The organism is uncultured Algoriphagus sp. (genome assembly GCF_963974835.1).
Lineage (GTDB): Bacteria > Bacteroidota > Bacteroidia > Cytophagales > Cyclobacteriaceae > Algoriphagus.
In genome coordinates this window covers 1-12,240 of the sequence record NZ_CAXBET010000002.1, presented here as the reverse complement: position 1 = coordinate 12,240, position 12,240 = coordinate 1, and the positions used below count along the sequence as shown (strand labels likewise).

The 12,240-nt window shown below is 36.8% G+C and carries 11 protein-coding genes; all 11 read right to left on the bottom strand.

Annotated features, from left to right (window positions below):
* Positions 1–3: 3 nt before the first annotated feature.
* Positions 4–1,086 (bottom strand): polysaccharide pyruvyl transferase family protein, encoded by a 1,083-nt coding sequence (locus AACZ73_RS06185; protein ID WP_339876380.1) that lies wholly within the window; start codon positions 1,084–1,086, stop codon positions 4–6.
* A gap of 6 nt (positions 1,087–1,092) precedes the next feature.
* On the bottom strand, positions 1,093–2,310 hold the full coding sequence (locus AACZ73_RS06180; RefSeq protein WP_339876378.1) for a glycosyltransferase: 1,218 nt from the start codon (positions 2,308–2,310) through the stop codon (positions 1,093–1,095).
* Positions 2,310–3,299 (bottom strand): polysaccharide pyruvyl transferase family protein, encoded by a 990-nt coding sequence (locus tag AACZ73_RS06175; protein WP_339876376.1) that lies wholly within the window; start codon positions 3,297–3,299, stop codon positions 2,310–2,312. Before AACZ73_RS06175 ends, AACZ73_RS06180 begins: the two co-directional genes overlap by 1 nt.
* Complete coding sequence (locus AACZ73_RS06170) at positions 3,296–4,687, bottom strand: polysaccharide biosynthesis C-terminal domain-containing protein (RefSeq protein ID WP_339876375.1); 1,392 nt, start codon at positions 4,685–4,687, stop codon at positions 3,296–3,298. Before AACZ73_RS06170 ends, AACZ73_RS06175 begins: the two co-directional genes overlap by 4 nt.
* Positions 4,688–4,821: 134 nt before the next feature.
* Entirely contained in the window at positions 4,822–5,991 is a 1,170-nt protein-coding gene (gmd, locus tag AACZ73_RS06165) for a GDP-mannose 4,6-dehydratase (protein ID WP_339876374.1), read from the bottom strand.
* Between the two features lie 202 nt (positions 5,992–6,193).
* A complete protein-coding gene (locus AACZ73_RS06160; protein ID WP_339876372.1) occupies positions 6,194–7,144 on the bottom strand; it encodes a GDP-L-fucose synthase in 951 nt (316 codons plus the stop codon).
* A 118-nt stretch (positions 7,145–7,262) separates the two neighbouring features.
* Positions 7,263–7,646 (bottom strand): four helix bundle protein, encoded by a 384-nt coding sequence (locus AACZ73_RS06155; protein ID WP_339876371.1) that lies wholly within the window; start codon positions 7,644–7,646, stop codon positions 7,263–7,265.
* A 54-nt stretch (positions 7,647–7,700) separates the two neighbouring features.
* Positions 7,701–8,699 (bottom strand): mannose-1-phosphate guanylyltransferase, encoded by a 999-nt coding sequence (locus AACZ73_RS06150; RefSeq protein WP_339876369.1) that lies wholly within the window; start codon positions 8,697–8,699, stop codon positions 7,701–7,703.
* Positions 8,700–8,871: 172 nt separating this feature from the next.
* Positions 8,872–10,191, bottom strand: coding sequence for a UDP-glucose/GDP-mannose dehydrogenase family protein (locus AACZ73_RS06145; protein ID WP_339876368.1), 1,320 nt, complete (start codon positions 10,189–10,191; stop codon positions 8,872–8,874).
* Positions 10,192–11,336: 1,145 nt separating this feature from the next.
* Positions 11,337–11,579, bottom strand: coding sequence for a hypothetical protein (locus AACZ73_RS06140; RefSeq protein WP_339876366.1), 243 nt, complete (start codon positions 11,577–11,579; stop codon positions 11,337–11,339).
* A gap of 274 nt (positions 11,580–11,853) precedes the next feature.
* Positions 11,854–12,240 (bottom strand): hypothetical protein (locus AACZ73_RS06135; protein WP_339876364.1); only part of this gene is annotated, 387 nt, incomplete at its 5' end.

The window sequence follows — 12,240 nt, the reverse complement described above, 5'->3', positions numbered from 1 at the left end:
ATGTTATGACAATATATAATCTATATTATCGATAATAAGATCATGTTGAATTTTATTTATTGAAATAATTTGTTCTCTGATTAAATTTTTATTAATAACAAATGAATCTAAATCATCGGTATTTATTGAATAAAAAATGTGATTATCCATGCCAATAGAGCTGTATATATTCGAAATCTTGTTAGTTTTAACATTATTATTAATAAGCCCAATTGGAATTACTCCATTGCATTGAGCCAATAAAAGAACATGTAGTCGGTTACTAATAACAAAATCAAATTCGCTATAATAGTCTCTTTCGCTCCAAGTTAAAACTTCATCCCTAAAAATAATGTTAGAATTATTTGCAAATAAATTATATAATTTTTTATTAAAATCCTTATCTCTGGAAACTTGATAAAAAAATTCAATACTATAGTTTAACAAAGAATAATAGTTTATTGCTATTTGTAAAGACTCAATCAATTCCCTTTCATAAATGGATTCATTTAAATCCCTAAATGAAATACAAATCTTATTCTTTTCCATTTTCCTAACTTTAGATGCATTGCTTAATAAAAAACACATATCAGGGGAATAACTCGCACGAATACCATTATCACTAAAAACCTTCAAATTAAGGTGACTTCTAACATAGATATTTGACATAAAAGAAGATAATCTATTCCAAAACCACTTATCAAAAGCAGAATCAATAATTAAATCATTTCCAATTAATACTGGTTCTGTATGTTTTAAGTGAAATGTCTTGTAAATAAAATAAAAAAGTAAATATCGAATCTTATCATTAAGATTTTTAGCCCCACCAAAAGGACCAGGGCTTTTAAATATATGTGAAAACCCAAAATTACTAAAAGGAATAAAAATTAATCCAAGACCTTTTAAACTAAATTTAGAAATAGTGGAGAATTCTTTAACATTTTTACTCTCTAATAATATATTCTTAAAATCTTCAGGAACATTTTTACAATCTAAATAGACTATTCGATTAACGGAAAGCAAATCAATTAAACACTTATTAATTAAAAGGTCACCCATATTATCATATTGAGTGGCAACTATATATAAAATAGATTTATCATTCATTGTCGCTTATAATTTAGATAGTGTATTAGCAAAAGCAGTATAATTTATTGTAGCATCAAAGTTATTTTTCCAAGATTGTTTAACAATTAAGGGTTCGATGCATTTAAACAAAACTGTTGATATTACTTCGCTAACTTCAATTTCAGAAAGAAACGGATCTATCAGAGCCCCATTTTGATCATTAACTATTTCACTATTACCTCCAACATCTGTTGCTATAGTAGGTATTCCAAAAGACTGAGCCTCCATAATAGATACAGGTATACCTTCAGATAAACTTAGGTTAATAAATAAGTCAACTGAATTAGTAGAGTAAAAATCATAAATTACTCTATTCGAAACAGCTCCACGCAAATCCACAAAAAGATTAATGGATGATTTAGAAGAAATGTCAGAAACACTCTTATAGAGTTCACCATCCCCGAAATGGATCCACTTTATAGACAAATCAGGATTATTAATAGCAAAAACATTTAAACAACTAAAAATAAAATCAACTCTCTTCATTGGTGTTATGCGCGAGACTGAAATTACAGTAACCAATTTTGATTTTGACCTAGTGGATAAAATGCCATGATCTAATACTCCAAGTCTTGAGATACCCACTTTCTCATTAGGCAAACCAGTATACTTACTTTCAATATATTTTTTACCATCGGAAGAAATACTAAAAACATTTGTAATATTTTTTAATACATAATCTCTGTATGGCCAAAAACGAGGAGTAGAAGGTAATCCTTCATATATGTCGTACCGATGGGCTCTCGCTATAATTTTGAAAGATAATGAATTTTTAATCTTCAATTTAATCATTCCAAAAGGTGCAGCATTAAACCAATAAGAATAAACAATAGATGAGCCATTAAGAACGGGATTTTGATCAAAATAATTATAGTATACTAATGCATTAGAAATAAACTTAAATAGTAAAATATAATCCGAAATACCTTTTAAAGATTTTTTTTGATCCAACAAAGAACTCCAGAAAATATTAGAAAATAATGTGCTAAAAATCCTTTGAGATTTATTTTGAAATTTGAAGGAAAAATCTTCACATACAATTACATTATCTGGCAAATTTCTTTTCTCATAATTAATTTCGCTTGGATATATGTAAACTTTATTAAATTTCTTAGATACAAAGTCTATTTCAGATTCAAGAAATGCTTCAGTTTTAAAATACGGAAATCTTCTTGTTAAAATGATTAGGTTCCTGTCCACCATCACAAACTGTTATTAACAAACGATTCCGCCTTTGAAAATAACTCTTTTGCAAATGGCTTATGAACGATATTATTTACCGGAATATTATTCAGACCGATTTTACCTTCGAAGTTGAAATTGCGAGAAATAACTTTGGTTTCATCATTTATATCGATTCGATTAAAAAAGTCAATTAAACCGTCAAATCTACTATTAAATTGATTATTGTATCCGCCAAAGCCACCGTTAAGGAATACAACTGGAGTTCCCATTGCTAAACAAGGCAGTGCGCAATGAATCCTAGATGTAACAACAAGCTTTGCATTACACAGTCGTTTTAAATATTTATCAGCAATTTCAAAATTATTTTCAATATTAGTTTTAGGAATCATTTGATCTAGAAAAATTGCTTTATCTAAAACTTCATCTGTAAAGTTTTCCTTAAATACCTTTTTCTTTAGTGAGAAATCAAAAAATCTACCTCTTCGAATCCTACTACCGAGTTTTTTATAATCAAGCAACATTGACTTTAAAGACCAATAATGAAATAATGGATCGACAAACAATACTTCATCGGTTACATTATCTTCCTTTCTAACATATGTTTTACCTAAGGTTAAAGTTAAACATCCAGAAAAATAAGCATCAATACCATTTTTTTGGAGTAAATTCATAGTTCCCTTGTCACGACACCCGATAGGTTCATGCTTTTTAAAATAAGCCAAACTTTCAGCTGTTGTCATTTTATCATAAACAGATGCATTAATATGCATAGAAACGAGTAAAGGATCAATATTATCAGCAGGTGGCCAATTTTCAGGTTTATGCATATACCAGCCATTCATAATCATTTTAACTGGATCTCCGTCATATTTCTTTAAATCAAGATCCCGATCTAAATACATATCAACTTTAGGCAAAAATTGTCTGCCGGCAATAGCCTGGACAAAATCACCAACATTTGTAATATCCCGTGAGCAGCCCATAACTGCATATTTTACATCTTTCATAATTTTAATAATTTATTTTTTAAGGGAACAAATATAAAAGTATAGTTATAACATACAAATATTAAACATGCAATTATTAATCCATACATTAAAGTCCAAGATTGTTCTAGATACAGCGAACCGGTTATAATAATAAAAAATATTAATAATTGAATAAATTTTGAAATAGGGAATTTTACATTCATAAATTCTTTTAAATGTATAACTCTAAAAGCCAAAAGTATTACGTAACCAAGCAAAATAGACAGACTAATGCCGTTTAACCCAAATTTAACTAGATAAAAAGATGATCCAATTGTAACTAAGCCACCAGCCAATGAAGATGTAAATATTGCCTTTGTTTTCTTCTCACGAAGATAAGCAGCCCCGTAGAATGATGAAAAAGCCTGAATACATACAGCCAATAAAAGTATAGGGATATATTTCCAGGCTTCATAGTAACTCTCATCAATAAATCCAATAATTATTTTAGACGTTGAGCTCAATATTATAATTAAACCCATTAAAAGACTAACGTAATTATTTAATACTTTTGTGAATTCTATTTCAGCATCGACTTTATCAATAGTTCTAATTATTTTTTCTTGCCAAGCCAGCGTAAAGACATTAGCTAAAATAAGTAAAATTGTAGGATACTTAAATGAAATAGCAAAGAGACCATTATAATCACTACCTAAGTAAGCAAGTATAACATATCTTGTAGATGAACCAATTAACCACCAACTTAAAGTATTTGGCAATAAGGGAAGTGAATATTTTAGAAACTCAAATATAATAAATTTATCTAATCTTATAGATTTTATATATTTTAACAATCCATTCTCTAAAAATAACCAACTAATAACTATTATGAGAGAAGCAATATTAGCCATTAATACTCCTCTAACTCCTAAATTAAAAAAAAATAAAATCGAACAAGTAAAAAAGACATATAATAAAGAATAAATAACGCTAGTGCTTGCGTATAGTTTATTTTTACCTAATCCTCTTGAGGTTTGTTGCATGGTTGGATATATAATCATTAAAACAGAATAAAAATAGATCCAAAAACTTAATTCAAATTCTATAAAGTATGCAAAAACCCAATATCCTAAACTATAAATAAATATATTTAGAAAAAGAAATCCATAAATGTTTTGAAATATAATCTCGTGACGCCCTTCTTGTTGTGGATCTAATAACCAACGTAACAAAGCTGAATCAATTAAAATGGAAACACAAGGCACTATCAATGAAATGGTTGTTAATATAAGATCATATTGTCCAATTTCACTCTTGGACAAAAAATATGTCATGAAAAATATTAGAACAAAAGAAAGGATCTTTGATCCAACATTTCCCAGCATGTAGACACCTGAAAGACGAAGTAAACTAACTTTTTTACTCATCCATAAAATACTTATGAATGCTGCCTATATAAGTATTTATATTCATTATGATATTAATTTCTTCATAAAACATCATTCACATATACCTCTCATAGACTTTATTAAGAGGTATATGTGTCAAAAAAATATCTTTTCTACTCCGCCTGTCTATAAACCTCATGACCGCCTTTAACCAAATGCATATCCTTCTGCATTAATTTGATATCGGAACGCATCATATCTTCAACCAAGCCAGCCAAGTCATATTCAGGCTCCCAGCCTAGTTTGGTTTTGGATTTAGTAGGATCTCCCAACAGCAAATCCACTTCTGTAGGACGGAAATACTGAGGATCCACTTTGATTAAAGTGTCTCCAACGTTAATTTTTGACCCTTCGACTTCGCTCAGGGTGACACCAGTTGAAGTTTTGTATTTTTCCGCATCCACTGAATCCAAAATCCCCACTTCGTCTACTCCCTCTCCTTCCCAACGGATAGTGAAGCCTACTTGCTGAAATGCCATGTGCACAAAATCACGCACCTTGGTAGTAACTCCCGTAGCAATCACATAATCCTCCGGCTTTTCCTGCTGCAAGATCAGCCACATTGCTCTTACATAGTCCTTAGCATGTCCCCAGTCTCTCAAGGATTCCAGATTACCCAAATACAGACAATCCTGCATACCCATAGCAATGGCAGCGGTAGCCATTGTGATCTTACGGGTTACGAAAGTTTCCCCTCTTCTTGGAGACTCGTGGTTGAAAAGTATACCGTTACAAGCAAACATATTATAAGCTTCACGGTAATTTTTTGTGATCCAGAAACCGTAAATCTTTGCTGCACCATAAGGTGATCTAGGATAGAATGGAGAACTCTCATCGTAGAAGCCAGCTGGATTCTTGTTTTCAGGCATCCCACCGTACAACTCCGAAGTAGAAGCTTGATAGATTCTGGTCTTCTTCTCCAATCCAAGGATTCGTACTGCCTCCAGTATTCTTAACGTACCAATACCATCCACATTCGCCACATACTCAGGAGAATCAAAAGATACTTTTACATGGCTCATCGCTCCCAAATTGTAAATCTCATCCGGCTGCACTTCCTGAATGATACGGATCACATTCATGGAGTCAGTCAAGTCACCATAATGCATTTTGAAATTTACAGAACCCTCATGTTGATCCTGATACAGGTGATCCACACGCTGGGTGTTAAAGGAAGAAGCTCTACGTTTGATCCCGTGAACCATATATCCTTGTTCCAATAAAAGCTCCGCTAAGTACGAGCCATCCTGCCCAGTGACACCAGTGATTAATGCAGTTTTCATATGTTATTGTTTTGTTATACCACAGAGATCACTGAGAAGCCACAGAGATCACTGAGAATTATGTTGATGATATTAAATTTTATGGGTTAAAAAGTTAAAGGTTAAGACGTTAAGCGTTAAGCGTTAAAGGTTAAAACGTTAAACGTTAAACGTTCAGGGTTAAATGCGTGGAATTAACATTTAACATATTAACTTTTAACCTTTAGATTTTCACTTGCTTGAACGTGTCCTGATTTTCCAAAAACCATTCATACGTTCTCTTAATCCCCTCTTCCAATCCTACAGTGGCCTTCCAGCCTGCGCTTTCCATCTTGGATACATCCATCAATTTTCTTGGTGTTCCATCAGGCTTACTGGCATCCCAAATGATTTCCCCGGTATGCCCTACAGTTTTTTGGATGATTTCGGCCAATTCCTTTATGGTTAGGTCTGTGCCTGTTCCCACATTATATAGGTTATCCTGAAACTTATTTTCCAATGCATATACTACTGCATCTGCCAGGTCTTCCACAAAAAGAAACTCCCGCATTGGAGTTCCGGATCCCCAAAGTTCCACCGGGGTATTTCCGTTTTCCTTAGCCTCATGAAATTTTCGGATCATGGCAGGAAGTACATGGGAGGTGTTCAGATCAAAATTATCGTAGGTACCATACAGGTTAGTAGGCATCAAGGAAATATAATCCTTCCCAAATTGCTTTCTTATTGCCTCACATGCCTTTACGCCTGTGATCTTGGCTATGGCGTACCATTCATTGGTAGGCTCCAACGGACCGGTCAATAAGTAATCTTCCTTTAGTGGCTGAGGCGCCAGTTTAGGATAGATGCAGGATGAACCCAGGAATATAAACTTCTCCACGTCGGCCTGCAGGGAAGAGTCAATCAGGTTATTCTGGATCTGCATATTTTCAATCAAAAACTGATAGGGATAATTATTATTGGCTAAAATACCTCCTACCCTTGCAGCTGCATCAATTATCACCTCAGGCTTTTCAGTGGCGAAAAAATCGGCAACTTCAGTCTGGTTTCTTAGATCCAGTTCCTTCGAAGTTTTGCCTATCAGGTTGCTGTATCCTTTTGCTTCCAGGGCTCTCCAGATAGCGGATCCTACCATCCCACGATGGCCAGCGATGTATATTTTGCTCGATTTATCCATTTGCTTTGACTAAATAATGATTTGCGTTAATAGCTAAGTGTTTGTAGTTATGTTGTTAAAGGTTAAGGGTTAAAAGTTAAATGTTAAGGTGTTAAATCTTAATACTTTGAAACGAATTTTACTTGTAACCTTTGCCTCCACTGTTTTTAAGTACCTGAATTAGTCCTTGGATTTTATACTTTATAATTTCCGTTGTTTTCAGAATATCATTATGCTCAGAGGCATCAATAAAGCTTGCATCATAAGCCCTATAGGATTGAGATCTAACCTCTCCATTTGATCCTTTAGCGATATATAAAAAGTTGATAAATTCCTTATTACCATCTCTTTCAAAACCTTCAGCTATATTATCCATAATAGATCCCGCAGCAGAATTAATTTGTCCGCAAAATCTAAAATCTTTTGAAAATAATTCTTTCTTAGTTAAAAAACGAACTTTTAAACAAAGCTCTCGAGCCAATTTCCAACTATCTAAATCTTCAAAAGATGTGATAACAGCCAATTTAACCCTTAACTTTTAACGATTAACATTTAACATTTTTAACCACTTAACCCCTCAATTGATCAACTCCGGTTTTTCTTTCTCCAGCCTCTCGTACACCTTTTTCACATCCTGCGCGTTATCCTTTTTCAGAACCAGTATAGCATCATTGGTATGTATAAGAAGGGTATTTTTCATTCCTAAAAACTCGGTATGTAAACTGGTTCCTATTACCATATTGCCATGCCCATCCACTTGGTGGCCCTGCTGCTTGAAATGATCGTAGATGGATTCAAAGGAGCCCATATCAGACCAGGCAAATTCAGAAGGAACTACCTTAATTTTTTTCGTTTTTTCCATTACCGCATAATCCACAGAAATGGAAGGAATCTGCATGGATAGATCAAAATCCAGTTTCCCAGCTTCCGCAGCTTCATAAGCCGTTTTGGAAGCCTGATAAAGTTCAGGTTCAAATGCCTTCAGCTCCTCCAGATAAACTCCTGCCTGAAAGCAGAACATGCCTGAATTCCAGAAAAAATTACCACTTTTCAAGAATGCTTCGGCAGTTTCCAGGTTAGGCTTCTCACGAAATCCCTTTACTTCTTCACCATCAGCCTCTATATACCCAAAACCTGTTTCAGGTCTGGTAGGCTTCAATCCAAAGGTCACTATATTTCCTTCTTTCGCAAGTTGGATAGCTCTTTCCACCGCTTTCTGGTAAGAAGCATCTGACTCTATCAGGTGATCAGAGGGAGTTACAAAAAGAATATCCTCCGGCTGGGCCGCGAATGCCGCAAAAGCAATGGCAGCGGCGGTATTCCTGGGACAGGCTTCGATTATTTCCACATAATCAGCCACGCCCGCAGACCCCAGATCCTTTCTGGAAAGCTCGTAATTATCGCAGTTGCCCACCACCATTACTTCATCACAGGAACCTGAATTTCTGCTTATGGTATGCTGAAACAAGGTTTCTCCTGCGAAAATTGGTAAATACTGCTTGGGTTGGGCTTTGCGGGAAAGAGGCCATAGTCTGGAACCTACTCCACCTGAAAGGACTACGTTAAAAATGGTCATAGATAAGAGTTGTAAAGGGTAAAGGGGTAATGGTTAAATGTTAATAGTTAAACAAGTTAATGGGTGGAAAATAGAACAAGCAGTGCATAAGTCATCAAACTTCCCAACCTCCAACTTCCCGACTTCCAACTTCCCGACTTCTAACTTCCCAACCTCCAACTTCCAAACTTAATTATTTACTCCCAATTGAATAGGTTTCAAATCCCAAGGTAGCCAAATACTTTTTATCGTAGATATTTCTGCCATCGAACACCACCTTGTTCTTCAGGAGTTTACCCACTACATCCCAGCTTGGAATCCTGAATTCGGACCATTCGGTGACCAACAGTAGGGCATCACAATCCACTAAGGCATCATAAGCATCCTTGCAGTAGGTTACTTTATCAAACAGGTAATGCGCTTTGGCTTCCTCCATAGCAATAGGGTCGTAAGCTTTGACCGTAGCACCGGCAGCCCTAAGTTCATCCACGATCACGGCAGCAGGAGCTTCGCGCATATCGTCGGTATTTGGCTTAAAGCTAAGTCCCCACATAGCAAAGGTCATTCCAGTGAGATCTTCACCGAAATGGGCTTTCACCTTATTGGCAAGTACATGCTTCTGATCATCATTTACATCTTCCACAGCCTGAAGTACCCGTAGGTCATAGCCATACTGCTTGGCTGTTTTGATAATGGCCTTTACATCCTTAGGAAAGCAGGATCCACCATAGCCTACCCCAGGATAGATAAATTTATTCCCGATTCGAGGATCTGATCCTATGCCTTTCCGCACCATATTGGCATCGGCACCTACCAGCTCGCAGAGGTTAGCCACATCATTCATAAATGAAATCTTGGTAGCCAGCATCGCATTTGCAGCATATTTAGTCATCTCAGCAGAGGGAATATCCATATAGATGATGCGCTCTCCGCTCAATTGGAATGGCTTGTAAAGACGCTTCATAATCTCTTCCGCACGCGTGTCATCCACCCCGATCACAATTCTGTCCGGTTTCAGGAAGTCATCCACTGCAGCACCTTCTTTCAGGAATTCAGGGTTTGAGGCTACTGCAAAAGGTAAGTCCGACCCTCTTTTGTCCAAGGCACCTTTAATGGCGGCACGTACTTTCTCCCCTGTAGTGACAGGTACTGTACTCTTGGTCGCCACTACTATGTAATCAGTCATTTTGGCACCAATCTCATCGGCTACCGCAAGTACATATTTAAGATCCGCCGAACCATCCTCCCCAGGAGGTGTTCCTACAGCTATAAAAGCCACTGAAGCTCCCTGTATAGCTTCCCCCAGATCCGTGCTGAATTTAAGTCTTCCACTTTTATAATTGCGGACTACCACTTCTTCCAACCCTGGTTCGTAGATAGGCATGATGCCTTGCTTCAGGTTGTCTATTTTCTTCTGGTCTATGTCTACGCAAGTGACTTCTATCCCTACATCTGCAAAACATGCCCCTGATACCAAGCCAACATAACCGGTACCTACAACTGCAATTTTCATAAAAGATTGGTTAAAGTATTAATAGAGTTGATAGCTAATAAAATTCATACAATACGTGATAAAATCCCCACAGCTTCGCCCTTTCAGTCCCATTGCGAAAGAAGTCTGAAGATATAAAACTTCATCCAACTGACTACAGGAATTACAATTTCTCAGTATTTTCTTGAATCGGCTATTCAAAGCCCTCATTGCAAATTTTCAAACAAAAAGGCTCAAATAATGCCGAATTTCAAATTTTATTCACTTTTACACGCATTACCGTCAGCAAAGATAAGAAAGTGAGTAGTTTTTGTACTCATTTTTCAACTAATTTTTCATATACATGATACTGTATTTTGCTATGTTATTTTTTGTGTAAGGTATTGATTATAGGGTTTAAATACCTTAGGGATGAGTTTTTAGGGATAGGGTTTTTTAGTTAGCATTGGTTGTAATCTTATCAAATTATTATTTGGGATGAATGAATTCCTGCCATTAGGCCATTAACGAGGAAGCATGCTGACACTTCCACTACGCTCAGTGTGTCAGGACTCGAAGTCTTAGAAGGAATTTTAAATGAGATAATTAAGAATTTAAAATGGATAGAAATCCTATTTTTAGACAGCATGCCGTAGGTATGCAATGTGGGTAGCCCAGGGTTTTAACCCTGGGATAAAGGATTATATTCATTCACCAGCGCTGGCCCACAATCATCATTTGGAAAGAAGGCGTTTTGCCAGCAAGATGGAAACGGATAATATTTGGTTTTTATCTGTGGTAATCTCTATTTTTCAGCCTTTCGTGAAACATGAATGTCGGAGAAAGGATAAAAGTATTTTCATTATTGTAAATTCTATCTTCAATTTCTCTATTAACTGGAAGAGCTAATGTGAATATTATTTTCCCTGATACTTTTGAGACCAAAAGTATCCAAAAGTCTTGCTGAAATAATGCTTCTACGCGCAAGGCCAGCCGCCTGGCCCGCTATTTCAGCCTCCCCACGCGCCCGTAGAATTATAATCCTGTTAGTTTGAGGGTTACATATTTTTGATTATCGAAGGTATCTTTTCCAAATGGCCGAATGTTGATTCGCCCCTACCCGATTATGGGGCAAAAAAAACCGGAGAGAAATATCCCCTCCGGTTGATACGAAATTCAGATCATTTCTATTTCTTCAACAATTTCTCAAACGCACCGTCATCGACGGTCAGTTGAGAGATCGTGACCAGTACTGTCCCTGCCGTAACTGCATATCCTGCATAGGTCAGCAGCATAACGGGAATACTCCCAGGTGCGGTAAGTACAGCTGTGCCTATAGCCGCGATGATCAATCCTGCCTTCTTCACCATCTGGAAAAAGGGCGGTGTGGGGGCGGTGGCCCGGTTTTTTACTTCTGTTAGTAGGTTCATTCTTCTTAGTTGTTAGTTGTTGGTTGTTCGATGACCGATGTCCGGTGTTCATTTCTGTTTTTGGGAGGTCATAGCCTTCGTGCTCTCTTATGAGCAGGTGGGCTTCGGGCTGGCTTCATGACTGACTTTATCAAGGCCTGTTCGGCCTCCAGGCGGTAAAACAGCTCTTTCAACTTGGCCAACTCATCCCTCAGCTGCCGGGTATCCTCGATCAGCAACCTGAGAAAGTAAGCGATTATTGAAAGTAACATCATAGTCACCACCCCCGCCAGACTTAGCAGTAGCTCCGTTCCAGACATGATTCCAATACATAAGGAACTTGATCAGATACAATCTGTAACTCCACGATTTCCCCACGCTCCCATTCCCGCTCCAGCCTTTCCATCAACTTGAGAAAAGCGAGTCGGGTAAACAGCGGAGTACCATCAGCTCTATGGCTGGTCACTGGATAGATGGAACAGGACTCGAGTTTTTGCTCTCCTTCTCTTATCCCAACTTTCGGATCGTGGAGACACGATCCTAGGCGGTGCCAAAGACTGCTGATTTTGCCCTTTTCCCCGATTCCTATCTCCCAGCCTTTCTCCTCGGAGTGGATAGGCTCAAGTTCATACACCCCTTCTTCCAGACAGGCTGTCCCTTTTCCAAAGCAAGCCTTGGGAGG